The organism is Vibrio sp. A1-b2 (assembly GCF_021726015.1).
GTDB classification, from domain to species: Bacteria; Pseudomonadota; Gammaproteobacteria; order Enterobacterales; family Vibrionaceae; genus Vibrio; species Vibrio diazotrophicus.
This window is the reverse complement of record NZ_JAKKCI010000008.1, coordinates 1-24,886: the sequence shown is the minus strand read 5'-3', so window position 1 is coordinate 24,886 and position 24,886 is coordinate 1. Positions and strand designations below refer to the sequence as shown.

Annotated in this window: 23 protein-coding genes and 1 pseudogene; 17 read left to right on the top strand and 7 right to left on the bottom strand. The window is 41.7% G+C overall.

Going from position 1 to position 24,886, the window contains the following annotated elements:
* The first annotated feature begins 13 nt into the window (after window positions 1-13).
* The gene (locus tag L3V23_RS16080; protein WP_237292527.1) at window positions 14-1,009 is read left to right on the top strand and encodes a permease; all 996 of its coding nucleotides are present in this window, start codon (window positions 14-16) and stop codon (window positions 1,007-1,009) included.
* Between the two features lie 11 nt (window positions 1,010-1,020).
* Entirely contained in the window at window positions 1,021-1,251 is a 231-nt protein-coding gene (locus tag L3V23_RS16075; protein ID WP_102963622.1) for a thioredoxin family protein, read from the top strand.
* 73 nt (window positions 1,252-1,324) lie between these two features.
* Here L3V23_RS16075 and L3V23_RS16070 read toward each other — a convergent pair whose 3' ends face one another.
* Complete coding sequence (locus L3V23_RS16070) at window positions 1,325-2,785, bottom strand: diguanylate cyclase (RefSeq protein WP_102986116.1); 1,461 nt, start codon at window positions 2,783-2,785, stop codon at window positions 1,325-1,327.
* Window positions 2,786-3,048: 263 nt separating this feature from the next.
* Between L3V23_RS16070 and L3V23_RS16065 the strand changes: the two genes are divergently transcribed.
* Window positions 3,049-4,008, top strand: coding sequence for a Solitary outer membrane autotransporter beta-barrel domain (locus L3V23_RS16065; RefSeq protein WP_237292594.1), 960 nt, complete (start codon window positions 3,049-3,051; stop codon window positions 4,006-4,008).
* Here L3V23_RS16065 and L3V23_RS16060 read toward each other — a convergent pair.
* Window positions 4,005-5,240 (bottom strand): GGDEF domain-containing protein, encoded by a 1,236-nt coding sequence (locus L3V23_RS16060; protein WP_102954534.1) that lies wholly within the window; start codon window positions 5,238-5,240, stop codon window positions 4,005-4,007. The genes L3V23_RS16065 and L3V23_RS16060 overlap by 4 nt on opposite strands.
* Before the next feature lie 227 nt (window positions 5,241-5,467).
* Between L3V23_RS16060 and L3V23_RS16055 the strand changes: the two genes are divergently transcribed.
* The 14 genes and pseudogenes from L3V23_RS16055 to L3V23_RS21430 all read left to right on the top strand — a co-directional run bounded on the left by L3V23_RS16055 (window position 5,468) and on the right by L3V23_RS21430 (window position 19,071).
* The gene (locus tag L3V23_RS16055; protein ID WP_102954535.1) at window positions 5,468-5,845 is read left to right on the top strand and encodes a late competence development ComFB family protein; all 378 of its coding nucleotides are present in this window, start codon (window positions 5,468-5,470) and stop codon (window positions 5,843-5,845) included.
* A 9-nt stretch (window positions 5,846-5,854) separates the two neighbouring features.
* Complete coding sequence (locus L3V23_RS16050) at window positions 5,855-6,130, top strand: HlyU family transcriptional regulator (RefSeq protein ID WP_042487009.1); 276 nt, start codon at window positions 5,855-5,857, stop codon at window positions 6,128-6,130.
* 280 nt (window positions 6,131-6,410) lie between these two features.
* Complete coding sequence (locus tag L3V23_RS16045) at window positions 6,411-7,958, top strand: Re/Si-specific NAD(P)(+) transhydrogenase subunit alpha (RefSeq protein WP_237292525.1); 1,548 nt, start codon at window positions 6,411-6,413, stop codon at window positions 7,956-7,958.
* 11 nt (window positions 7,959-7,969) lie between these two features.
* On the top strand, window positions 7,970-9,346 hold the full coding sequence (gene pntB / locus L3V23_RS16040; RefSeq protein WP_237292523.1) for a Re/Si-specific NAD(P)(+) transhydrogenase subunit beta: 1,377 nt from the start codon (window positions 7,970-7,972) through the stop codon (window positions 9,344-9,346).
* Between the two features lie 247 nt (window positions 9,347-9,593).
* Window positions 9,594-11,045, top strand: coding sequence for a sensor histidine kinase VxrA (gene vxrA / locus L3V23_RS16035; protein WP_237292592.1), 1,452 nt, complete (start codon window positions 9,594-9,596; stop codon window positions 11,043-11,045).
* Window positions 11,020-11,679 (top strand): response regulator transcription factor VxrB, encoded by a 660-nt coding sequence (gene vxrB / locus L3V23_RS16030; protein ID WP_042487021.1) that lies wholly within the window; start codon window positions 11,020-11,022, stop codon window positions 11,677-11,679. Before vxrA ends, vxrB begins: the two co-directional genes overlap by 26 nt.
* 3 nt (window positions 11,680-11,682) lie before the next feature.
* Complete coding sequence (locus L3V23_RS16025; protein ID WP_042487025.1) at window positions 11,683-12,561, top strand: DUF2861 family protein; 879 nt, start codon at window positions 11,683-11,685, stop codon at window positions 12,559-12,561.
* Window positions 12,562-12,619: 58 nt separating this feature from the next.
* Window positions 12,620-13,804, top strand: a complete 1,185-nt coding sequence (locus tag L3V23_RS16020) for a conjugal transfer protein TraF (protein ID WP_102963617.1) — start codon at window positions 12,620-12,622, stop codon at window positions 13,802-13,804.
* A 42-nt stretch (window positions 13,805-13,846) separates the two neighbouring features.
* Window positions 13,847-14,002 (top strand): YoaH family protein, encoded by a 156-nt coding sequence (locus tag L3V23_RS16015; RefSeq protein ID WP_237292521.1) that lies wholly within the window; start codon window positions 13,847-13,849, stop codon window positions 14,000-14,002.
* 768 nt (window positions 14,003-14,770) lie between these two features.
* Window positions 14,771-15,073, top strand: a pseudogene (locus L3V23_RS16010) (single-stranded DNA-binding protein).
* A gap of 121 nt (window positions 15,074-15,194) precedes the next feature.
* A complete protein-coding gene (locus L3V23_RS16005; protein WP_237292519.1) occupies window positions 15,195-15,566 on the top strand; it encodes a regulator in 372 nt (123 codons plus the stop codon).
* Window positions 15,567-15,805: 239 nt separating this feature from the next.
* Window positions 15,806-16,717 (top strand): hypothetical protein, encoded by a 912-nt coding sequence (locus tag L3V23_RS16000; RefSeq protein WP_237292517.1) that lies wholly within the window; start codon window positions 15,806-15,808, stop codon window positions 16,715-16,717.
* Between the two features lie 12 nt (window positions 16,718-16,729).
* Window positions 16,730-18,550: an AAA family ATPase gene (locus tag L3V23_RS15995; protein ID WP_237292515.1), complete on the top strand. Its 1,821-nt coding sequence runs from the start codon at window positions 16,730-16,732 to the stop codon at window positions 18,548-18,550.
* Window positions 18,551-18,690: 140 nt separating this feature from the next.
* Window positions 18,691-19,071, top strand: coding sequence for a DUF3653 domain-containing protein (locus L3V23_RS21430; RefSeq protein WP_346656171.1), 381 nt, complete (start codon window positions 18,691-18,693; stop codon window positions 19,069-19,071).
* A gap of 366 nt (window positions 19,072-19,437) precedes the next feature.
* Here the strand turns inward: L3V23_RS21430 and L3V23_RS15990 are convergent, their stop codons facing one another.
* Genes L3V23_RS15990 through L3V23_RS15970 form a run of 5 tightly spaced genes read right to left on the bottom strand, consistent with a single transcriptional unit; the run spans window position 19,438 to window position 24,754 of the window.
* Window positions 19,438-20,310: a DUF2971 domain-containing protein gene (locus tag L3V23_RS15990; protein ID WP_237292513.1), complete on the bottom strand. Its 873-nt coding sequence runs from the start codon at window positions 20,308-20,310 to the stop codon at window positions 19,438-19,440.
* 40 nt (window positions 20,311-20,350) lie between these two features.
* Window positions 20,351-21,538 (bottom strand): hypothetical protein, encoded by a 1,188-nt coding sequence (locus L3V23_RS15985; RefSeq protein WP_237292510.1) that lies wholly within the window; start codon window positions 21,536-21,538, stop codon window positions 20,351-20,353.
* Window positions 21,538-22,866 carry a zonular occludens toxin domain-containing protein gene (locus L3V23_RS15980; protein ID WP_237292508.1) on the bottom strand — a complete coding sequence of 443 codons (1,329 nt, stop codon included), beginning with the start codon at window positions 22,864-22,866 and terminating at the stop codon, window positions 21,538-21,540. The genes L3V23_RS15985 and L3V23_RS15980 overlap by 1 nt, the downstream gene beginning before the upstream one ends.
* Before the next feature lie 12 nt (window positions 22,867-22,878).
* Window positions 22,879-23,208 carry a DUF2523 domain-containing protein gene (locus L3V23_RS15975; protein ID WP_237292506.1) on the bottom strand — a complete coding sequence of 110 codons (330 nt, stop codon included), beginning with the start codon at window positions 23,206-23,208 and terminating at the stop codon, window positions 22,879-22,881.
* A 1-nt stretch (window position 23,209) separates the two neighbouring features.
* A complete protein-coding gene (locus L3V23_RS15970; RefSeq protein ID WP_237292504.1) occupies window positions 23,210-24,754 on the bottom strand; it encodes a virulence factor TspB C-terminal domain-related protein in 1,545 nt (514 codons plus the stop codon).
* Window positions 24,755-24,886: the final 132 nt, after the last annotated feature.

Genomic DNA, 24,886 nt, shown 5'->3' with positions numbered 1-24,886 from the left:
AGGAGAGTGCGAGATGTTCTGGGTTTTTACGTCATTAGCTGATTGGTTTACTTACCAACTATTGGGATTAGACGCCGAGACTCGGTTAGGGCAAGCGATCCATTTTTTTGTTGAAGATACCAGTAAGATTCTCGTTTTATTGGCTGTAATGATATATCTAATTGCGCTTATACGTGCCTCTTTGAATGTAGAAAAAGTGAGAGACTATCTCTCTGGTAAAAAACGCGTTGTTGGCTATTTTATGGGGAGCGTTTTTGGTGCGATCACGCCGTTTTGTTCATGTTCAAGTATTCCGGTATTTCTTGGTTTTACGACAGCGGGCATACCACTAGGTATCACCATGGCTTTTCTTATTACTTCTCCCTTGGTGAACGAAATCGCAGTATTACTCCTCATCAGTCTCTTAGGGTGGAAGTTTACTCTTCTGTATGTATTAGCCGGTATGATTATTGGCATGTTCAGTGGTTGGTTACTTGATTTGCTAGGTGCTGAACGTTGGCTTCAACCTTTTGCAGCTAAAGCGATGAAGAATGCGCCTAATATTGCTTCTGGAGTCGTTAATCAATGCGAAACCAGCCCGATGACATTCAAACAGCGTAATGAATTTGCGAAAAACGAAACACACGAAATTTTCAGTCGAGTGTGGAAGTGGGTTTTGATAGGTGTTGGTGTTGGTGCTGCGTTACATGGTTACGTACCAGACGGTTGGATTGAAAGCCACTTAGGGAGCAGGCAGTGGTGGTCTGTACCTGCATCAGTACTCATTGGTATACCTCTGTACTCAAATGCGACGGGTGTTATTCCAATTATGGAAAGCCTGCTACGGAACGGGTTGCCCGTAGGCACAACGCTAGCGTTTTGTATGAGTACGGTCGCTGCAAGTATTCCTGAGTTTGTGATGTTGAAACAGGTTATGCAGTGGCGTTTGCTAGGGATACTTTTTGCTTTATTACTTAGTGCATTCACGATTATAGGCTGGATGTTCAATTTAATTACTTGGGAAATTTGAAGAGGTTATATATGAAAGTGTTCAAAGTGCTTGGTTCTGGTTGTGCAAATTGTATCAACACAGCAAAACTGATTGAGAACGTGGCGGAAGCGGCAGGGGTTGATGTGAAGGTAGAAAAAATCACGGATATGGAAGCCATTATGAACTATGGTGTTATGTCAACGCCGGCAGTTGTCTTGAATGAGCAAGTCATTCACGCAGGAGGGGTTCCCTCTGAAGAGAAAGTTAAGTCTTGGATTTAAAAATGTGAGTAATGGTGTAACTTATTTTGCTACAGTGTCACAAAATAATTTGCACCATTTTTTGAAACATAACTTATTGTAAAATAGGCTTTACTTGATTCTTTCCGCATTTCTTTGCATCCAACAGGAAGTTGTCGGCGCGCTCAAAAGCTGAAACAAAAGTATCGTCTGAGGTAATTTCCACGACTCCGAAGCTGCATGTGATGTTTCTTTCTAAAGATGGGATACTCAAACATTCAATACTATCTCGGATACGTTCCGCGGCTTGAATCGCATGCTGCAAATCGTCACTTGGCAATAACAGCATGAACTCATCACCACCAAAACGCCCAATAAGGTCGGCAGGTCGTATCTCCTTACTTACATGCTGTGAAACCGTTGTTAGCACTTTGTCTCCAACTGTGTGACCAAAGGTATCGTTGATTTGTTTGAAACCATCTATATCAAATAACGCCAAAGATAACGGTTGGTTAATTCGACGACAGCGACTAATTTCATTCTTCACATTTTTAATAAAATATTGCCTCGTCTGAGCGCCAGTAAGTACATCTCTTTCTGCAAGAATTCGAAGATTTCGGTTATCAAGTAGTATATGAGGTACCCATAAGCCAAAATAGGTGTTTGCAGCAAGCAGAGATATCGTAAATTGATAAACCATCGCGTGATTTCCCAACTGCAACCATGAGACTAAGATAGCGGTCGTTGTGCTGAGTATTCCCAAACTTAGAAATGCTCGTCCAGCACTCTCGGTAAATACAATCCACATCTGAACTATGCCCAAAAAGAAGACACAGAACACTACGCTGGATGCAGGATATATAGACACTAAAACACTAATGAGAGCCAGTACAACAATCGCTATGGCCTGCTTATACAGGTAATTCGATAATGACGACTGCTCATAAACAGACTTAAAATTTTCAACCAGCCAATGGCTTTCTTTAGGGTAGTATTTTGACAATATCGCAACCGTTATGGGAGCTATAACGACGACCCCAACTAAATCGCCTACCCACCAAGGGCCCCAAAGTGACATGATTTCACTTGGTAAAATGATTCCAGTAATTGCTAGAACGTTGGAACCGCCAATAGCCGCTATTAGCGATGAGGTCGCTGCGATGGTGAGAAACATCAAGATTAAATAGGGTATACGGAATTGTTTTCCAGTTTGGCTGAGCTTTCTTAATATCGTTGCACCTAGCCAATAGGAAAAACAGTGTGCAGTTGCAAAGAGCAGTCCGGTTAATAATAGAGTGGAACTACTCTGATGGGCTTGATAGATGCTATCTTCCCAAAAGGTGGTTGTTATCGAGGCAAATAGAACGATTGGAATTGCTCGCCAGCCGAAAATAAGAAATACAGCGTAAGTGACTCCTGAAGGTGGAAACCATATACTCGCGTGCGGTGCATATTCCATAAGTGCCGCCGCTCGCCACAGTAATATCCAAGCTACTGTAATTAATACTGGCTTAGATAACGTACTAAACCACTTGTTTCCAAACCTCGAATGTCTTTCTGGGCAAGATCCTTCCATCCCTATACGTCCTTTATATTTGCTTTTAGTTTTTTTGGGGAAAGCACTCTATTGTTCTAAAATTTAACGAATTTATTATTTATTTAGTTATTCCATTCCAAGATTAGCTTTAGGTTTCAAATATCGCCACTTTTACTGATACTTAAGGCAGTAAATGAGATTTATACTGCTAAATGATTACTATAGATGCATACTTCCATTAAAGTTTAGTTTTATTTCCAATCACAAAGGATCGGTAATAAGTGTTTGTTAAAAGAACCACACTGTTTTCACTTTGTTCTCTTGCCTTTGCCTGTAATGTTCATGCAAAAGGGTTTGATGTCATTGAAAATTTTTTAGAGCAGAGTTTTGCCTATACAGTGGTACTTAGTGATAGTGATGTGTTCACCGTTGGGATTAAGGATTTCAATCCAAATGAGCTTTTCAATACCGACAATCCAGAGTTGGGAACTGAAGACTCGGTTGCCAATCGAAAGAAGTATGGAATATCGACGCTACCAATGTCTTTTCGCCTAAATGACGAAGAAGAGAAAAACAAGCATGAACTCTTTTTCCGCATGTCAGGTTTAGGAACAGATGAAAATGTTAAATGGGGCAACGAAACTGTCTTTGACGATTTCCGTCAAGTTATCTTAGATGTGTATACCGCTTATCGATATGAGTACAAGTTCGACGAACACTGGACGATAACCCCAGGGATAGGTACGCATTTAATGCGTTATGAAAATACCATGGACTACAACAGTGCCACAGGTAAATCATACGCTCCCATTTTGGATGGATTGTTGTTTAACACCACAGCTTGGGCCAACATCTACGAACCCCATTTAAAGCTCAGCTATAAGAAAAATGAAGATTGGGGCAAATGGCAAGTTTCCTCTGCTGGACACTATTTCTATGGCTACGGATGGGGTGAAGCAAACCAAGGCGAAATCGGCAATAGTGAAGGATGGTATATCGTTAACAGCGCTACGCTCGTATACGACATTGAGCAAATAGGCCGCTCAATTCAATCGGTCTATAGCACCATCCGAAGGGTCGATGTAGGCAGTGATGTCTCACAACCTCTTGGTACTACTTTCTATTATGAAGCAACGGTCGGGTGGTTGATGACGCCACCATTTGAGATCAGCTTTGTTGACAATATAGGTTTAGGATTAACGTTTAACTACGGAAGTGCTTTTAAAGGAGGAAGCTTGGTGTTGTTCTTTAATCAAGATTAAGACGCAATTTTGATTCTGTTTCTACCGGCTTTTTTTGCTTGATAGAGTGCTTCGTCTGCTCGTTTAATGGCTTCTTTTGCTCTTCTTTCCAAAGAACTGTCACACACACCAACACTTATCGTAATGTTTACGGATTGGCTACGGTTATCTGAACGTTTCGTTGCACCATATTTATCATCTTTAGGACGACTGTCTGAATCTCGAATCACTAGGTCATATTGTTCTATGTCTTGGCGAATATGCTCCAAATACACCTTCGCTTGTTCGGCTGTTTTCCCTTTGAACAGAATCGTAAACTCCTCGCCACCGTAGCGATAAATCTTTGCTTTTCCTTTGACTAGGCGAATGCGACTAGCCACAAGTTTCAATACATCATCACCTGTATCATGCCCATAGGAATCATTGAATGACTTGAAATGATCGATATCAACCATAGCGATGGCGAACTTGCGTCCCGGGCTTCTTAAGTCGATTTCGAGTGCGTGTCGTCCGGGTAGCTGCGTCAATTGATCGTTAAAGGCCATCTCGTGGCTGGCTGAAATTAAATAGAGCATCATCAGCGCACCAGACAACGAAAACATTGTGCTGGAAACAAACTGAAGTTGAAAAAATATAAAGGTGGTCGAAGACATCAAAATGGCGGTATAGATGAATACATCCATAATTCGGTTCTTAGTCAAAACAAAGATACCGGTGATACCAACCATTGCGAGCAAGTAGAGTACCAGTATAAATGGAAGCTTTGATATCTCAGGAACAGAAAACAAGAAGGTATCTTTGAGGCTGCCGTACCCACCAGAGACATAGTAATCAACTGTTACATACGCCCAAAGCCCGAAGCATGCCAATAGTATTAAGTAGACAAAAAATGCGCGGCTAAGCAAATCGCCATTCTTAAATGCATAACTCAATAAACAGGCGACAGGTAATACAAAACTGAGTATTGAGAGTTCAAGCAGGGTAGAGCCTGTATAGAGCGGTGACTGCAATCGGTACTGAATTACCCAATAGCTAATCAGCATGGTACAAGCAACCATTGCCATTCGGCTTTGTTTGAAAATAAATGCAATGGCAATAGAACTGAGAAATAAAGCGTAAGGCAAGCCACCCGCTAAACCACTATTGGCGCGGGTAAGAACAATAACGTTGTTCATTCCATACCAAATAGCTGCCAAGAGCATCAACGGGAATGTAAAACGAAACCAAGGCGACGTAACTAAACTCGACGACATGCTTATAAACTAGCCAACAGAATAACTACTAATTGTGTTTATGATTAATAAACTAAGAATAACTTTATTTAATGAATTTCCAAGCTTTTTGCTAAACTTTAGTTATAAAAGCGCGCGCTTGAGCAAAGATTGTTCAAGTAGGCTCTATCTTCGTTTGATTAAAGATCATTGATGCAATAACTTTGTTTGAACGTATCACATCGACACATCGGTATAGGAGAACTCGTATGCAACTGAATGTTGAAGTGCACAATTATATGGAAACACTCGTTGGACAAGTGATAGCACAAGACAAGTATGCTACGACATATAATCACGACCAATTAGCAGATCTCGCGTGCTTGGCTCTTAGCCAACTTCGTCCAATCTATATTCGATTTGATATTGATTTTCTCTCTGCCTTACCCGAAGAGCGCCTCGTTATTTTAAAAGAGCACGCACAGACAGCGGTTGAAGCAGCGGAAAGTATGATCATTGATGACAGACGTAAGGATCGTGATACTGATATACCTATTGTTATGTCTCAAACGCAATTTGATGAAGATGCCGAGTTAGAATGGTATGAAAAACCAATTCTGGGCCATAAGCAGCACAACTTACCTTAAGGAGTTATCGTGGGATTTTTTTCTCGTTTTTTCGGTAGTAAATCAGAAGTAAAAGAAGCGTCGGTTGAACCCGTAGAGTACAAAGAGTTTTTGATTTACCAAGAGGTCATTCCTGAAGGTGGCCAGTATAGAATTGCAGGCAGAATAACTAAAGAAGAAGACGGCGAACTTAAAACTCACCGTTTCATTCGATCCGATGTACTGTCGAACAAAGCTGACGCAGAAGAACTCATGTTAAAGAAAGCGCAGATGTTCATAGATCAAATGTCTGGTCGGATCTTTTAGTTACCCATCAAGTCGTTGACAGAAATCATAAATTTAAGAGCTACAAGTGTATAGTCTTGTAGCTCTTTATTTATTTTGGCACTACGAAATTTCAATACTTGCCTATACTGGTTTGAGCTCTTACTTCAAATAAACGCTTTGTAATTTCAGCAAAATTGATAAACAGTCGCAACTTAACGTTATAACCAACAAAACTAAAATATTGTTATAAATATCTTGAGTTTGAATTAGGCGTTAGATAAAAAAGATTATTCACAGTGCCAATAGTCAAGGAATCGCTATGCAGATTGGTGTACCAAAAGAAATACTCGCGGGCGAAACGCGGGTCGCTGCTACTCCTTCATCGGTTCAGCAGCTTGTTAAACTGGGATTTGAGGTTTCAATCGAATCTCATGCCGGTGATTTAGCCAGTTTCGATAACGCATCTTACGAACAGGCTGGAGCCAAAATCGTTTCAAAGGATGAAGTGTGGAAGTCGGAATTAATTCTGAAAGTTAATGCTCCGCTATCTAATGATGAATCGGATGAAATTGCTCTTATTAAAGAAGGCGCAACATTAGTTAGCTTTATCTGGCCAGCACAGAATCCAGAGTTAATGGAAAAACTATCCACAAAAAGCATTAACGTGCTGGCTATGGACTCTGTACCTCGTATCTCTCGTGCTCAGTCTTTAGATGCATTGTCTTCAATGGCTAACATCGCGGGTTATCGCGCTGTCGTTGAAGCGGCGCATGAGTTTGGTCGCTTCTTCACTGGGCAAATTACAGCTGCAGGTAAAGTACCACCAGCTAAAGTATTTGTTGCTGGTGCAGGTGTTGCAGGCTTAGCTGCTATCGGTGCCGCTGGTAGCCTAGGTGCAATTGTTCGAGCATTTGACGTACGCCCTGAAGTAAAAGAGCAAGTTCAGTCAATGGGTGCAGAATTCTTGGAAGTTGATTACCAAGAAAACTCGGGCTCAGGTGACGGCTATGCTAAAGAAATGTCTGACGAGTTTAATAAAAAAGCAGCAGAACTTTATGCAGAGCAAGCTAAAGATGTAGATATCATTATCACAACTGCTCTTATTCCAGGACGTCCTGCACCAAAATTAGTCACCAAAGAGATGGTTGACTCAATGAAAGCGGGTAGCGTTATTGTCGATTTAGCAGCAGCCAATGGCGGTAACTGTGAGTACACAGTGAAAGACCAAGTGATTACCACTCCGAACGGCGTAAAAATTATCGGTTATACCGATATGGTAGGCAGATTACCAACTCAGTCTTCACAACTTTACGCAACCAACCTAGTGAATCTACTAAAACTGCTATGTAAAGAGAAAGACGGCAATATCAACATCGATTTCGAAGATGTGGTACTGCGTGGCGTTACGGTGGTTAAAGAAGGTGAAATTACTTGGCCAGCTCCACCAATTCAGGTTTCAGCACAGCCACAAGCTAAACCACAGAAAGTTGATCCTAAAGCAGCGAAAGTAGAAGAACCAACCTCTCCAGCTAAGAAAATTATTGGCTTGGCTGTTGGTGTCGGTGCGTTTGCATGGGTTGCAAGTGTTGCACCTGCTGCATTCTTAGGTCACTTCACTGTGTTTGTACTTGCATGTGTGGTGGGTTACTACGTTGTATGGAATGTGACTCACTCTCTGCATACTCCGCTAATGTCAGTAACCAACGCAATTTCAGGCATTATCGTTGTGGGCGCATTGCTACAAATCGGGCAAGGTAATGGCTTTGTAAGCTTCTTGGCATTTATCGCCGTTCTTATCGCAAGCATTAACATTTTTGGTGGCTTTACCGTTACCAAACGTATGCTTGAAATGTTCCGTAAAGACTAAAGGAGTAAGCAATGTCTGCAGGATTGGTACAAGCAGCTTATATTGTAGCTGCTTTATTCTTTATTATGAGCTTGGCCGGATTGTCGAAACAACAATCCGCTAGAGCAGGTAATTACTACGGCATTACGGGCATGGCAATCGCACTGATTGCGACTATTTTTAGCCCTAATGCTGAAGGATTTACTTGGGTCATCATCGCAATGGTGATTGGTGGCGGTATTGGTATCCATTTCGCTAAGAAAGTTGAAATGACAGAAATGCCAGAGCTAGTGGCCATTCTTCATAGCTTCGTAGGTATGGCGGCCGTGTTGGTTGGCTACAACAGCTTTTTAGATGCTCCAGAAGTGGCGACTCATGCTGAACACGTTATCCATATGGTTGAAGTGTTCATTGGTGTGTTCATCGGTGCGGTAACATTTACGGGCTCTATTGTCGCGTTTGGTAAGCTTCGTGGGATCATTAAGTCTTCTCCATTAAACTTGCCACACAAACACAAGCTAAACTTAGCGGCAATAGTTATCTCAACACTGCTAATGATTCATTTCATTAATGTTGATGGCAGCATGTTTGCAATGATCGTGATGACACTGATCGCTTTCGCTTTTGGTTATCACTTAGTTGCATCTATCGGTGGTGCCGATATGCCAGTAGTCGTTTCAATGCTGAACTCTTATTCTGGCTGGGCAGCAGCAGCGGCTGGTTTCATGTTAGCAAACGATCTATTGATTGTTACGGGTGCACTAGTAGGTTCTTCGGGTGCAATCCTTTCATACATTATGTGTAAAGCGATGAACCGCTCTTTCATCAGTGTTATTGCCGGTGGCTTTGGTCAAGAAGTAGTAATCAGCGAAGATGAAGAGCAGGGTGAGTACCGCGAAACAAATGCGGAAGATGTAGCAGATATGCTTAAAAACTCTAAGTCTGTCATCATCACTCCTGGATACGGTATGGCGGTAGCGCAAGCTCAATACCCTGTTTATGAGATTACTGAGAAACTAAGAGCATTAGGTGTAACTGTACGTTTTGGTATTCACCCTGTCGCTGGTCGTCTTCCGGGTCACATGAACGTGCTATTGGCTGAAGCTAAAGTACCTTACGATATCGTTCTTGAAATGGATGAGATCAACGATGACTTCTCTGACACGGATACAGTGTTAGTTATCGGTGCAAACGATACTGTTAACCCAGCTGCTCTTGAAGATCCGAACAGCCCAATCGCAGGAATGCCTGTGCTTGAAGTTTGGAAGGCTCAAAACGTTATCGTGTTTAAACGTTCAATGAATACCGGCTATGCAGGTGTTCAGAACCCATTGTTCTTTAAAGAGAATACGCAAATGTTGTTCGGCGATGCGAAACAGAGCTGTAATGATATTTTGAGCCACATCTAATAGGCTAACCCTTATTGAAACGACAAAGAGCAACTTATGTTGCTCTTTTTTTTTGCTTGGAGTAGGCAGTATTCTCAAACAAACTTGGTACAAACGTACAGGTTCAGCAAAATCCGACAATTCACACATTGCAATCAATAAAACCGTAAATAAGTATTATTGACATCGATATAACATGCTAGATGTTCATTTTGAGCATAATACGTTATAGTTTTTTAAACTTATGATTTAACGAACAATCAAATTGATAAAAGCGATTAAATTAACATTTGCCCTAATTGTGACGACTTTTTCGGCTACTACATTTGCAGATTCGCTCCCAGAGCGTATTGATCTGTTCGTGTCGCTATTTGATTATGATTCCGCCGTCGACTTTTATGATATCAGAGGAATACAAACCGACTACCCAACTCGTTTACTTACCCCTGAAAGCATGCTCCCGCAAACAGCTCAATATCCAATAAAAGATATTCAAATGTTGTACAAGCTTGCATTGAATTGTGCTGGAAACCTTCCGCTTAATCCGTTGGTAACAGAACCACTCGTTTTTACCAGAGCAACATGTAAAGGCACCCAGTTGTCTTCACGTTGGTTTGCTCGAAGTGGCCTGATTCACCCAGGTGGAGGCACATATGCTGAACGTTATGTAAAAAAGTATCCTGAAAAGCTTAATGAACTAGAGCAATATATGCATATTCAGGAACGCGCAAAAGCGGAACCTAATACTTTATTAGGGCGCTTACAAGCGATGGATGAAGAGTCTATAACAGCATTGATCTCTGGAGCGATGATGTTCGCAGAAGGAGAGGAGCTTTGGCTTAGAAAAGGAGACGAGTATTACATTTTCGATAAAGATACGTGGGATGCGAACTCAACTCAGGCGGGATTAACATACAGTATTGCTTCAATAGACAATACTTGTTTTGTTCAACGAGGAAATATTTGCTGGAATGTTGAAGATCATTCCGATCTTTTGCGTATAAGTATGATCGGACTTGTTATCGCCAACATTTTGTTGGTGATCGGCTGGTCTATTTATCGTTGGAACAGTAAGCGACAAGAGATGAAAAGTCGCATGCTGGTACTGCAAATACTGACACATGAACTAAGAACACCCATCGCGAGTCTATCTCTTACTGTTGAAGGCTTTAGGCGAGAGTTTGAACGCTTACCAGATTCCTTATACGATGAGTTTCGCCGGTTGTGCGAAGACTCTAGACGTTTAAGACAGTTGGCTGAAGCAAGCAAAGACTATTTGCAATCAGACAATAAACCACTTGCAACTGATTGGGTTCCATCTGTGCAAGAATGGCTGCAGTATAAAGTGGAAGAAGAGTTTAATAATGCTATTGAACTCGTCATTAATGATGATATTGCTGCGAAATTAAATGTATATTGGCTAGGCACATGCATAGACAATTTAATACGTAATGCCGTGAAGTACGGTGTTGCACCAGTGACGTTAGAAGTAATCACAAAATCTGATTCAGTGACGATTAAAGTTACTGATCAAGGGACACTAACAAACAAGGATTGGCGTCACCTACGTAAGCCATTTGTAAGTAAGAGTGGCTTAGGACTTGGCTTAACTATAGTAGAATCGATGGTCGATAGAATGGGCGGTAGAATGACCCTAATTGGCCCACCAACTACTTTTATATTGGAGATACCCTGTGAAACAGACGTTGCTTCTTGTTGAAGATGACAAAAACCTAGCTGATGGTCTTTTAGTAAGCTTAGAGCAAGCAGGATATGACTGTTTACATGCAGAAACAATCGCAGATGTTAAGCAGCATTGGGAAAAGGCTGATTTAGTGATTCTAGATCGCCAGCTTCCAGATGGTGATTCTGTTCAACATTTACCGGATTGGAAAAAGTTAAAAGATGTACCTGTCATCTTATTAACCGCGTTAGTAACAGTAAAAGATAAAGTAGCAGGCCTAGATGCAGGCGCTAACGATTATCTGACAAAACCTTTTGCTGAAGCAGAATTGTTCGCACGCGTTCGCGCTCAGTTACGTTCTCCGGAATCAGATGGTCAAGACGACACTAAAGTTGTGTTGCCAGAATTAACAATAGACAAAGCGACTCGTGATGTATTTTACAAAGGCGAATCGGTGACACTTACACGTACTGAATTTGATTTGCTGCTTTTCTTAGCGAGCAACTTGGGTCGAGTATTTACGCGTGATGAACTGTTGGATCATGTTTGGGGTTACAACCATTTCCCAACAACACGAACGGTTGATACGCACGTTCTTCAACTACGCCAGAAATTGCCAGGTCTTGAGATCGAAACATTACGAGGCGTAGGATATAAGATGAAAGCGTAATCAATGCGAAAAATAGCATTCATCGTTGGCACGCTATGTTGCGTGCCATTAACTGCAAATAGTGTAGAGTGGTTTGAAAGCAATTCACCACTGACGCAAGCTCATCAGCGTCTTCTAAATAATGATCTCGAAAATATGTTCGTTTCACTTGTAGAAGTGTGGCAACTGGAACATAACAAAAATATCAAAAATCACCTTAATGATTTGCTGCTCCAAGCCTTAACCGTGGATTGCGGCAAAGGATTAGATGCAAACCCTTTACCTAGCTGGATCTCATCAATCAATATTCGTCGGCTCGATATAAGAAGCCCTGGCAGAGATGCCTATCAGGTACTGGTTGATGCAAAGAGTCAAAAAGAACTCAATTCCATTGAACTCACACAATGGGTGGATAAACCTTTATCTGGTGATACAACGTTTACCAAAATTAACCGTGACAACGTCACTCAAGGTTCTACGTCATTTATTAAACGTTATAACTTAAACAATAAACCAGATATGGGTTTATATCGTTTAGATATTTCTACGTCAGACAACGAGTCATGGAGCACTTGGGTTATTTTTACCGAAAGTAGAGCAAAACAGACGGTTCGCTGGGCTTCAAAAGATCAATGGACAGTAGATAAGAATGCATTACTTAATCGTTTTTGCCCTTTACCCAAGCTAGATATTAATGTCTATGACTACATTGATGGAAAATATAAAGAAGTGTGGTCAAAAGAATACGAGTCCGATTATCCAACAAATCTGGAAGCAACAGATCTTTCGCCTGATAGATACATTTTAGCGGTATCGATGACGCATCTTCGTTGGCAAGGACCGATTTCTATTGAGCAATCTCAGGTTATCAGTAAGACATATGATATTTCCGTAGAGGAATAACTAAAGTTAGTTCACAATATGCCGTTATAAACGAAAAGGAACTAACGCTTATATCGTCATGAATAATAAAATTAAATTTCTCACACTTTCTATTATGCTAAGCGCTCCTACGGCGTTTGCGGCTAACTATGCAATTGAAGCTCGCGGTGACGCAATGGGTGGAGTTGGTGTCGTATCTGGAAGCTTTCTTACCGGCCCGTTTTATAATCCCGCTTTAGTTGCAATATATCGCCGCAATGACGATGTAGGTATGATCCTTCCAAGTATTGGTTTTTCTTATGATGACCAAGATGGAATGATTGATGATTTGGATACCATTTCAGATATTCTCGATAAAGCAAATAATGGTGATTACAGCAATGTAGATCAGCTAGGAACAACTTTAGATCATATCAACGGCAGCATTCTTAACGCTGAGTTGGGTGGTGTTGTTGCATTCGCTATTCCAAACCAATTCATAGCTGCCAACGTTTACGGCAAAGCTTATTCAGAAACCTTCTCAAATCCGAAAATAGCGAGCGCGAGTTCTTGTGATCCGTCACTTACTACTCAACAGTGCACAGTTGACCGAGCACAGCGAAGCACTGTAAATGCTGTATCAGTCGCCGTTACTGAAGTAGGGATATCATTAGCCAAATACCAAACCTTTCTTGGCCAACATATAGCGTTTGGCGTAACTCCAAAGTTACAACGTATCTATACCTATGTTTATGAAGCAAGCATGTCAAACTACGATTTGGCTGATGTTGCAGACAACGGCAATGGTGAAACTATGTTTAACCTCGATGCTGGTGCACTTTGGTTCTATGGGCCATTTCGAGTGGGCTTAGCTGCAAGTGACATGGTTAGTCGTGATGTACAAACACTGACAATACCATCTGCAGTGTCAGGTAATCCTTCACTTAGCTACCAATACGAAATGCGACCTCAATATACAGTGGGTGCAGGTATCGTTGCTGATTACTTTACGCTAAGTGTGGATTACGATCTCAATGAAAAAGAACGCTACGTTGATTTTAATGACAACACGCAGATGATTCGAGTTGGTGGTGAAATAGATATCCTACGACAACTAAAGCTTAGAGCTGGATATTACAAGAATCTCGCTTATGATGATAGCGAAGGAACGATAACTGCGGGTGTTGGTATTTCACCATTGAACTTGTTCCAGCTAGATTTGGCAGCAAGCTACACCAATGAAAATGCTATGGGGGCATACATTAACTTCCTTGCGAGTTACTAATCAACTCACTATAGTAGGGCTCCTATATTAGGAGCCTTTTTTATGTTTGATGATTTCCCACCTTTAACACATGCAGAACAGCAAGAAGCAGTCGAAAAGATACAAAGTTTAATGTCTGAAGGCATAAGCACTGCACAGGCAATAAAAATAGTTGCTGATGAGATTCGAAAAGCTAAGCAACAAGAGCAACAAAACTGAGACTGATAGGGCACGTAAGTGCCTTTTTTATTACCTCCAATTTCACTTCTCACACTCATCTAAACACTTGTAGCAATTACCCCTTAGGTATTGCTGCACTCTCTGCTAGCCATTAAAACCACCGCTGTAATTGTGTAAATCACAAAACCCCCATACCAAAACACAATAAAACCGTTAGATAAAACTATAAAGCGTTCACTTTCAATAAGATACGGCAGAGTTTTTCTCTGGAAAGTTTAGTGCCTTTTCTCGTTTTGTAATAAAATTACAAGCCGCTTACAAGCGAGGTAACGGGCCAGTGTATTATTCTGCTTGGTTACGGTGTGATTGCTTACTTATCTCTAGAGCCTTATATACAGTTGCAAATTCGATATGGATTTAATTTATGAAGGATTATGAGTTGGTGCACTTAGTGAGCAGATAAAAGGCTATCTCGCTTGAGGTTAAATCAAGTGTTTGGTGTAATTCACTGGGGAAAGGTTGATACATTTAGCTAGTGACATTGTCACTTACTGCTTGTACAGAACGTTAAAATGCGTTGATTCAGAACTAACATTACTTAGCCTGAATAACATAGGCCGTCTTTTGCTTAATAAAGTCGTTGAATTTGGCTTCTCGATGAAGCTAATTGATATAAAAATAGAATGTTCAAGCAGCAGACCTAACCACTAAGTTCTTCGCTAAAATTAAAGATACCGATATGCAAGATACAACTATAGATATACAAGATGTGTGGAAGATGGAGTCGTACTCATATAGACAACTCTTTTGAAGATATTTTCCCAGAACGTTCGAGTAGAAACTCGTAGCATCCCAAGTAAAGATGACAAACCTGGTCGCACGATCTACCAATAAATCGCGTACGCACATCTAGGCGGTAAGTTCCCAATAGAAATGAAGCCGACGCTTGAGAAAGACCAAGAGCCATACTCAGCAGGAACATACACGCCGCACAGTTCAAGTTATGTGGTAAACAACTTTGGTGGCTTAGAGCTAAAACGCTTTGGTATGATAATCGAGCCATTAGAAGATAAGCCAATCGACATTGGTTTAAAGAAAACATTGGCATAGAACGCTCTAAAACAACCCATCAATGAGTGCGCATTATGTCCAGTTACGGTAAATTATCCTTATTTAACAAAAACTTATAGAATGATGTTTTTATACGCTTTCTCAGTGGGAGTGTCTAGAAATGCATAAAAATAGACTTTTTCGAGAATTTGAATGTGGGTTAAGCGTCGAAGAAACCGCTGAATTGTGTTTTAAAAGTGCGAGGACTGTCACTGATTGGGATAGAGGGCATATGATCCCGCCAGAATGCAAAAGGCTCATGCGTTTAGCTACATGTCGTCAATTGAGCCATCTTGAGTGTTGGCAGCAGTTCAAAGTGATCCACGATAGACTCGAAATTCCCACCGGCCAACTAGTATCCCCTCAACAAATTGTTATTGGAATAGCATTGCTATCTATTCAGTCTGAGTTGGAGTTGAAAACGACATCTAAAGTGCTTCGTTATGCTAGAGCTTTATCAAAAATGTTGCAAAATTCTCGACAAATCAGATAGAACGACTTATCTGAAAACTCCAATTCTAAGTTCATGTTGATATAACTTATGAGGTCTTGCTCACTTCATTTTGATAAACGCTAGTCATATGCACATAGTTACTGTGAATTAAAACAAATATATCAAATGAATATTTGGAATAAACCGCACACTTTCCTCTAAATGTATAAACTTAAGCGTTAGTAGGATTTACTTACGACAAATATATTTATCAATTGTCAGGTGGTTAAGGGGGCGACTTGAGTGGTCACAGTATAACTTATGCTATATATAACCCTAAGTGGAGATATGGTATAGATGTAAGACTTTTGAAAATTGGCAGTGTTGACGTAACGCCTGAAGACTACCAGCCGCATATGTATGGTTCTATATTTTGTCCTAAATGCTTTACTCCTTTATCTCGTAATCCAGCTAACAAAAATTTATCTGCTAATACAAAGTCGGCGCACTTTAGACACCTACCCAGTTATGCTGAAGTACCTTGCCCTTACCACACCGTCTACCAGCCAGGATTAAACTATGTTAATGAGGAAACAACATCTGAGACAGAAGAAAACAATCAGATAAAAAATGTAAGAGAGTGGGCTAAGCTACCTCCAGAAAAATTAATGACCAGTGAAACTAAGGTCGTATACCAAGGCATTAATCATGATCCTCTTGGTCAAAAAACAGAAGTTACTCTTCCTAGACATTTTGGAGAAAAGGTCAAAATTGCCTCCAACATTGAGACTGTACAATACATATGTTGGCATCTGGATCAGTTAATTAACGTCGGGTTCTCTTTGCCGAAAAAGGGCGTAATACTTCCGCTAAAGGACTTGCTATACAACACCAAGTTACTGAGAAGAGATATTGGAAAGGAGCCGCAGCTTTTTTATGGAAAGATGCAAGGGTTCCATGTGCAAACGTTTAAAAATAGAACCAAAATCTCATGTAGAGATCAGAAATTTTTATATCTATATACAAACCACGAGTTAGATGTAAGGAAAAAATTTGATGCTACATGTATAGGTTCGTATGTAATGTTTTTTGGAAGCGTATTATGGGACGAACACGGTAAGCCTTATTTAATGCTTGAAGAATGGGGTTCTTATGCCGTTATACCTAAGAAACATGAAGTTATTTTAAATAAAATCACTAGTGAACTATGATAAGGACTTTCTATGAAGCTAAAAAAATTAGTAATAAATAATTTCAGGGGAATTAAATTTGCGGAAATTGATATTGAAAACTTCACTACACTCGTTGGGCCTAACAATATCGGAAAATCTACAATATTAAATGCTATTCATTTAGTCTTGGACAACAAAAAACCTAAACTTGAAGATTGGCCGGGACAGAAAGCTTCTACAGACCAGATGGAAATAATTTGTGAGCTAGGTGAATTGGAAGAATGGGAAAGAAACAAACCAGCAATTTCTCAATTGCTTCATGGTGACAGGTTAATTGTTCGAGTTGTTGCTGAATGGAATACTGAACAAACTGACTACAGTTATGAGTATTCTGTATATAACACAGAAGAAAAATTCCCTTGGTCTGATGAAAGTTTCACAAATGCCAAAAAAGATGCAACCTGCAAATCAATTTTTAGTGACTTAGGGATTACAAATGCCACAGCATTTAAAGACCGTCTTATAGAGCTAGAGCAATATACAAGAGATAATTATAGCGAGCATGTAATTAAGTCTGAAGATTGGCATGTGAAAAAATTTGCCAACTCTCTTCAACAAGCTGTACCTCATATAATGTATGTTCCTGCTAGTTTTAAAATAGAAGATGAGTTAAAAGCTACTAATAATAGTCCATTTTCATTTCTTTTCACTAATAAACTTTTCCCTAAAGTTAAAGGTGACCAAACATATCAAGATTATATAGAGCGGGCAGATCTACTACAGAAAAAGCTTAAAGGTAAAGCTGAAGATGGGTCTGAAATAGAAGGGCTTGGCGAAGCATTGGATGCCGTATCGTCAACATTGAACCAAATTTTAGATTTTGATTCAAAAGTACGACTTGCTGTAGGCGATATCGATGTAGAGCCACTGTTTATGAAGGCTGCAACGTTTTTAGTTGATGACGAAATTGAAACTAGCCTTCAATATCAAGGAAGTGGTGTTCAACGAGCTTTAGCTTTCGCGATGTTAGAAAGTAACGCATCAGTTGAATCTGAAGTTGCTGGAGAGCAAAGAACTATTATCGTTTTATATGAAGAACCTGAGTTATATATACATCCACATCTAATGCGAAGGTTAAAAACCACTCTACAAGAACGTTCTAAGAATCCAAAATGGCAAGTAATATGCTCAACACATTCTCCTTTTTTAATAAGTTTAGCTGACAACCCTAAGTCATTAAAATTAATCAAAAGAAATGTAGACAATAGACGGTATGTACATCAGATTTCAGATGATATTTTTGAGCGAAACGGTGACTATGATGAAAAGGTATTATTAAGAGCAACGTTAGATTTCCATCCTACTGTTTGCGAAAGTTTATTTGCTAAGCGTGTTGTTATTGTTGAAGGTGATACTGAAGTTGCTGTATTTAGTATGGTAGAAGAACTGGCCACTAAACTAGGTGTACAAAGTAGTATGCACAAAGATACAACCGTTGTATCTGCAGGAGGCAAATGGACAATTCCAGCAATAGTTAAAATATTGAGGGCTATGGATATCAATTATAGAGTAATTCATGACACAGATAGGAAGGGACTCACTGATTTCGAGTTGAATGAAAAGCCAGCAATCCACCCATTTAAAGCTAACGTAAAAATAGAGGAAGTTTCTGGAGAAGGGAAAGTATATTTAGTTGATGATACTTTTGAACATGTTCTATGGGACCAAGATGAGAATCAATCTATTAAAGCGGCTGATAAACCACTAAATTCATGGAAAAGGGTTAGAGACTATTTGGACGGAAATCAAGAGCTAACAAAGAAATCTCAGGATACTCTAAAGGAAATAATAACATTTGCTTTTTGCGAGTAGTTAAAGTTCTGGGGTAAGCACTTTTAACGGTTCTTATCCCAGTCGTCAATTAAGTGATATGCGTCTCATAATAAATTGAATATTGAGTAATTAAATTTCTATATGTGTATAACGCCGAGTTTTTAAATTGATATAGAAATATGAAGAGCAAGGTTTACACAAGTAATCAAATCTTTCGGCAGTTCGAATGTGGACTAAGTATTGAACAAACAGCAGATGTTTGCTGCAAAAGTATAAATACCATTAAAGCATGGGATAGAGGGCGTGAAATACCAGAATGTTGCCGCCGCTTAATGCGATTACAAACTGGTAGGGCAATTAGTCATCAAAAGAATTGGAAAAACTTCAAAATTGCCCATCACCGTATAGTTACACCAACAGGTGAAACTTTAACCCCTCAACAGCTGTTACTTGCCCAAGCTCTTGTATACGGCCAGTGTGAGTATACAGTTAAAACAACGTCAAGATTAATAAAGCTTGCTAGAGCTGTGGCGAAGATACTAGTTTTAGAGAGACGCTAAACGTCCCCAAAACAGAGAACGCCGATAGTTCGGTGGAATTTACCCCCGTAATACAGATTCGGGGGTTTTGCCTTTCCTTCAAGCGCATCACGCTTGTGCGTGCGCTCGTTCCGAGCACACACTCAATCGTAATTGCGCTTTTAATGCTAGTCGGAAAGCCGCTATGAGTATGCTGCAAAGCTATGAGCAACTCTTGACGCTTTAGGTTATTAGGTTGTTAGGCTTGGCAGGAAGGGGGGGATTTGATGCCCTTAAAATGTTTGGGAAGCTCCGCGCCAATTAACGACACGAGACACTCAGCATTTGTGTGGGCTTGGTGCCTCGGTCGCGTAAGACGCTCCCTTATCCCTGCGGGGGAAAACTGCTTTACAGTGAGATAGTAGTAGAATCAACGAACGGTACAATCTCAATTTTATATGTGCTCGGGATTAATCTAGCTCTTTGAACTTTTATGTGTGGGTATTTTGATTTGACGATCGCCAGTATGAGCTCTTGATGTTGGCTCAGCATCTTGTCACCTAATACGATCCCTTCTAAAGTCTCAGGTGAAAACTTGTAAGAGCTAATATCTGACTCCAATGTAATAATGCGCATTTCATTTTCGTATTTCCATGCAGTTGACTTCGTCGCGACTGTTTCTGTTACTTTTTGTATGTAGTTCAGTTTATCTATATTCGTCCACGAATCTGAACGCATATAGTCAGCTAAACTTAGTTTATTTGGCTCGTCTTTATAATCGACCCTAATCCCTCTCATGCGCTTGTTTGAGGCAACATTAATGTCATCCTGTAGTTTTTCGTTGTTAAAGACCAAACAGAATCCACGAAGTCCTTGAGCATAGTGTGACCACATTAAATTGTTATACAAAGGGTCATGCTCTTCGTCTTTAAGTGATAAGCACAAAAATTTCGATTTATGAACAATTTGAGTTAAAACACCAAGGTCGTATCTAAGTCCTTTTAGGATAAGCTCTTCCTTGGTAAAGTTACGCGGGTTTAAATCCAAGTCTCTGCACAATTCAACAAATTGTTTGTCATCTGGTGTCAAATTGTGTTTCCAAGACACCAGAGAGTCCCATAACTTATAGTCAGATTTTGTAAGTGTTTCATCTATAACTAGTGTTCCTTCAAAAGGATCATTGAAGTCTTCCTTAGACGAAAACCAGACTTCATAATTAGCCAATGATGCCAAGCTATTGGTATTAACTTCCCTAAACTTATAGAGCTTATATAGTGTCAAATGAGCCTCTCTGCAATCTAATTAAAGACGTGAGATACGACTATATCGTATTAACATATAAGACAACATCAAGAGTTCGATTACTGGTTTTCTCAGACTCAGAACGAAACAACACGCCAAGGTAGGGAATATCACCCAGTACCGGTACTTTCATGGTCACGGTTTGTGAATCTCTTGCCATCATTCCGCCTAGTGCAATGGTTTGACCAGATTTTACTGTGAGAACGGTATCAATTTGTCGCTTGCTCGTGACAATGTCACTGGCTTCCACGGATTTATCAACACGACTAAGCTCTTGTTTTACCCTGAGTTTAATATCCCCATTCAAACCAATCATAGGTTGTACCCAAAGCGATAAGCCTACGTCTTTACGCTCGATAGTTTGAAACGGTTTACTGCTTCCGTCTGTCTCTGTGGTGTATGAGCCGGTGATGATAGGCAGCTCCTGACCAACACTAATCAAACCACTGTGACCGTGCAGGATGCTGATTTCAGGGCGGCTCAATATCTCGGTTTTGTCGTTGGACTCAATCCAGCGCACAAAGGCATTAAAATCATCACTGGTCGCGGTGAAGTTAGGAGAGCCGGTTAAGAACGCAATCGCGGAGCCATCAAACGCCGTCTTAATCGCACCGGCACCAGCCGCGAGGTTGACCGTTAAATCTCGTAAATCACCATCTACAGTCTCAACAATCACAGCGCGTATCTTCACTTGTTTCAGTGGTTTGTCGACCGTATCGATAAACTCGGCTATGTCGTTGTGCATCGATTTGGGCGCGGTAATCATCAGCGCAGAGCCAGCAATGATACTGTCTACGTTGGTGACGTCAGGCACATCGAGCACGGACGATTGGACAACCAAAGACTTTCTCAGCGGCTCCAGTAAATCATCGGCGGTGAGGTAGAGCAGCTTATACGTGCGAGTGACGATTTCATTGCCGCCGGTGAGTTTGTTGCGCTTGTCTACGCGAATGACTGAACCCGATTCAATGTAAGTGAGGTTATGAGCGCGCATGACACTGAACCACACATCACGAAAGTTCGCCGCACCCGAGGCTTGATAGAGCTTCAAGTCACCGTTCACGGATGGATCAACAATGATGGTCTTATCAAACACTTTGCTTGAGATAATAAAGAACTCATTGAGCGTCTTACCGGCGAGGTTAGCTTCAAAGGCAAACGCTCGGGAAGCAAGGCACAGTAAGGCGAGGGCAAGGATGCGTTTCATTAATATAGTCCACCTTTGTTAAGTGTGACATTGTCACTATTAGTGCGATTTTGGGCTGTTTTACGGCGTTGATGGTTCTCGCTGGATGCCTCAAACGGGTCAAAGTAGCCATAGCGAGCGATGTTAAAACAGGCGCTCTCTTGCATGGCATAGGCTGAACCTTGCTGGGTGAAGCAGCTGCATTGCTTTCTCACAATTACACAGGTCAGTTCAGGATATTGATTCGCATCGAGCGTGAGCGAGTCATACACCGGCGCAGAGAACGGCAGGGAATCTAAGCGCGGAAGGAATTTTTCTATATACACTGTGTTTATATCCAGTATTTTTAAATCTTCCGTATTTTGGGCACTTTCAGCGGTTGAAACATCGCTCTGAACCACTTCAACGGGAGCCGGTGTGACCTGTTTTTGAAACCACGAATAGAGGTAGAACGCCGCCGCACTGATACCCAACACGCCAACGGTTAAACCGATGATGCCTTTTTTCAGTTGTGGGTCGAGCCTGACCTTTTGTGTGTGCTTAATCGAGCTGAGATAAACGCCATAGTATTTGTTATCGCGTTTCACTTTCTCTTTCTCGGCTTTGGCAAGTTCGGTTTTATTGGCAGGGTCAAAGCCTTCAATGTGAAAGTATCGATGCAGCCAGTCACCGCCGATGAACTCGTAATGGACGTAATACTGCATACGCCGACGAATGATTTGGTCAACGTCTTTAAAGTCTTGAGAGATGTAGACCAAATCAATGCCTTTGTGCCGGTGCGTGGTCACGAACTTCACATCAGGCGACACGGTTTTACCAGCAGTGCGGTTGCCCCAAATGTTCTGCACTTCATCCACCAGAATCACCGAACCGGCAGGAAGCATGTGGATCTCCGTTGGATCATCAAACGATGTCCAAGACAGGTTCAGGTGTTCAATGTCTTGGTAAGTGATGGACTCTTCATCAAGTTCAAGCACGGCTAAGGCTTCTTTAAACGAGGCGAGGCGCTTAGGGGATGCCAGCTTCTTGAACCAGTGAAGCCACTGCTTAAACGGCTCATGCTTCTTGTAGTGAAAACCCAGATAGGGCAAATCTTCGAGAGTTGCCAGACGTTGCTCTGTCTCAATGCGTAACAGTTTCGCTTCTAACTCTTTGTTGTGACTGTTGGCAGGGAAATACACGCCATAAAGCCAGCCCTGAAAGCTGTTACACACGTTGTAGTCGAGCAGCATCACCCGAATACCATGATAGAACACAGGACGGTCGGCGAAGTTGTCGTTCTCGATGATAAACTTGATGGCGTTAAGGCTTTTTCCTGTTCCCATACCGCCACTGAAACCGTGCAACATAACTCTGACTCCTTACGCTGGGTCGACCGGTTTACGCCATGAAGGACGATAGCCAGTTGCCGACATGAGTCCGTTTAACGTGAACGAGAACACCACACAGGTGAGCACCACGTTGATATAGGTATCCACGCCAGCCATCGCCATGAGCGCGGCAAGTTTCGGAGTGACGCCGTTCATGTTCGACTGTATGTAATCGGCTATCGAATCCATTGCCAGCGATACGCCGGTGTAAGCGACCAAAGAGAACCCAACCGAGAGCGCGACATAAGTCGCCAGACCTTTTGCAATGCTGGGAATGAGAGGAACCAGCACCGTGGCTAAAAATCCAATGAAATACTGCATATTAAACGGCTCCTTGTGTGCGACCGATGATGAACAGACCCGTTAACCACGCAAAGGCAATCAATAGGGGGCGTAATAACTCCGCATAGCGACAGGCTGGATCAAACTTAAATTCAATGGTTTTGCTGTCACCAAAGGCGCGAAACGAAATGCGCTCAGGCGCAGGACAAGCACCGCTACCAAAGGACACACCGCCATTGAGGTACTTCTGATTCATGCGCGAGTAATCGATGCTGTCTTTCTGAACCAGCAGCGCTTCATTGTTGAGTAACTTGATACCCTTAAACGCTTCTTCCAGTTGGGCGAATTCATCGACCGTGCACGTACTGTCGTACTGGACTTTAAGCAGGGCGCATTGAATGACATCACCGCGACACTCGAAAATCGATTTATCACAATCGGCGCTGGCCATCGGAGGGTCGGTTTTCTCTTGCTCTTCTTCTTTGGGCTTTTCTTCTTTGCCAGTGTCGTTGGGAATCAGCGCACTGTTATCGCCTCGGATTAGATGCTCCAGCATTTCACGCATTAACCCGAGTTGATGCTGAGAGAACTCGTTACCTCGTGAAAGCTGTTCAAGCAGTTGACCGCCGAGGCTTTTCAAGTTGCTGTTGACGTTCTCCAGATGCTGATTCGAGAGCGACACTTCTTTCACAATCGCATTGTCACCGGCTGACAGTTGCGAATCGTCAGGCTTTTCAGTCGGCGTGGGATTTGGCTCAGGCATAGCTTCTGGCGGTTGTTGCTTTTCACACAGCTGTGGATTCAAATCGCAGAAGTTCGGGTTATTCGTGGGGATGTTTGCGCCCGTGCCAGTTGAGCCATTACCGGCACCATTGTTTGAACCATCAAGGGGCGGCAAATCGGGGATAGGTTCATCGGTCTTTTCGGTTTGTGGCGGCAGGGCGCAGGTCTCTTTGCTTGGGTCACAATAGGCAACATCCTTGGGTGCTTTCTCACACGTTAAGCCAACGATACAGTCACTCGGCACATAGTTGCAGCTTGAAACGATGTTGGGATGTTGTCCGGTCACATCCTGGCAAGACCATTGATAATCGGTTGTCCATAATTGCGTGTTAGGGTTGCCAATCTGACAAGCGTATTGTGCCTGCTCAAACTCTTTTTGGAACTTAGGATCGTCACAGGTGGGCGGTGGAGGTTCACACCGTACCGCCGGATATTTCGGGTACTCACCTTGAGCACAATTTTCAGCATTATTCGCATTGGACAATACCCAACGCTCATAATCTATTGACGCCAGCAACAGAGAGCCGCCGTAGCGCTCCTCAATATTGCGTATTTCACCAACACGGATGTAGTTTTCATCGGGATTGTTTGCCATTCGTTTAGCGGCTTCTTCATCAGTACGCTGTACACACACGGACTTGTCTTCATAAGGTTTGAAGCTGCAATCGAGAGGCTTAATGCTGGCAAGTACCCATCTAGCCGGTTGATTGGCATAAGTATTCACGCTGGTTAGGAGTGCAATACAAATAAACCCAATAAGAACACCGTAATTACATACATTTCTAACGTCATAACGTGCCATCCTTTAACCCTCAAGTTCGATCAAAAAAGGGCTGAATACACAGCCCTTGAGTCAGCAAGCAAAGGCGACTTTAACCGCCGATTTTGCCCCATGCTTTTTTCGCAATGGTGAGCAACAGATAAGCGCCGCCCA

What these genes read in the sequence shown, in the direction of transcription:
- L3V23_RS15980 (WP_237292508.1), bottom strand. Translation starts at nt 22,866, where the DNA reads ATGTTGCACGGTTTCAGTGGCGGTATGGGAACAGGAAAAAGCCTTAAC.
- L3V23_RS15970 (WP_237292504.1), bottom strand. Translation starts at nt 24,754, where the DNA reads ATGGCACGTTATGACGTTAGAAATGTATGTAATTACGGTGTTCTTATT.
- L3V23_RS16055 (WP_102954535.1), top strand. Translation starts at nt 5,468, where the DNA reads ATGCAACTGAATGTTGAAGTGCACAATTATATGGAAACACTCGTTGGA.
- L3V23_RS21430 (WP_346656171.1), top strand. Translation starts at nt 18,691, where the DNA reads ATGAAGAGCAAGGTTTACACAAGTAATCAAATCTTTCGGCAGTTCGAA.
- L3V23_RS16075 (WP_102963622.1), top strand. Translation starts at nt 1,021, where the DNA reads ATGAAAGTGTTCAAAGTGCTTGGTTCTGGTTGTGCAAATTGTATCAAC.
- L3V23_RS16015 (WP_237292521.1), top strand. Translation starts at nt 13,847, where the DNA reads ATGTTTGATGATTTCCCACCTTTAACACATGCAGAACAGCAAGAAGCA.
- L3V23_RS16005 (WP_237292519.1), top strand. Translation starts at nt 15,195, where the DNA reads ATGCATAAAAATAGACTTTTTCGAGAATTTGAATGTGGGTTAAGCGTC.
- L3V23_RS16070 (WP_102986116.1), bottom strand. Translation starts at nt 2,785, where the DNA reads ATGGAAGGATCTTGCCCAGAAAGACATTCGAGGTTTGGAAACAAGTGG.
- L3V23_RS15985 (WP_237292510.1), bottom strand. Translation starts at nt 21,538, where the DNA reads ATGAAACGCATCCTTGCCCTCGCCTTACTGTGCCTTGCTTCCCGAGCG.
- L3V23_RS16060 (WP_102954534.1), bottom strand. Translation starts at nt 5,240, where the DNA reads ATGTCGTCGAGTTTAGTTACGTCGCCTTGGTTTCGTTTTACATTCCCG.
- L3V23_RS16045 (WP_237292525.1), top strand. Translation starts at nt 6,411, where the DNA reads ATGCAGATTGGTGTACCAAAAGAAATACTCGCGGGCGAAACGCGGGTC.
- L3V23_RS16020 (WP_102963617.1), top strand. Translation starts at nt 12,620, where the DNA reads ATGAATAATAAAATTAAATTTCTCACACTTTCTATTATGCTAAGCGCT.
- L3V23_RS16080 (WP_237292527.1), top strand. Translation starts at nt 14, where the DNA reads ATGTTCTGGGTTTTTACGTCATTAGCTGATTGGTTTACTTACCAACTA.
- pntB (WP_237292523.1), top strand. Translation starts at nt 7,970, where the DNA reads ATGTCTGCAGGATTGGTACAAGCAGCTTATATTGTAGCTGCTTTATTC.
- L3V23_RS16025 (WP_042487025.1), top strand. Translation starts at nt 11,683, where the DNA reads ATGCGAAAAATAGCATTCATCGTTGGCACGCTATGTTGCGTGCCATTA.
- L3V23_RS15995 (WP_237292515.1), top strand. Translation starts at nt 16,730, where the DNA reads ATGAAGCTAAAAAAATTAGTAATAAATAATTTCAGGGGAATTAAATTT.
- L3V23_RS15975 (WP_237292506.1), bottom strand. Translation starts at nt 23,208, where the DNA reads ATGCAGTATTTCATTGGATTTTTAGCCACGGTGCTGGTTCCTCTCATT.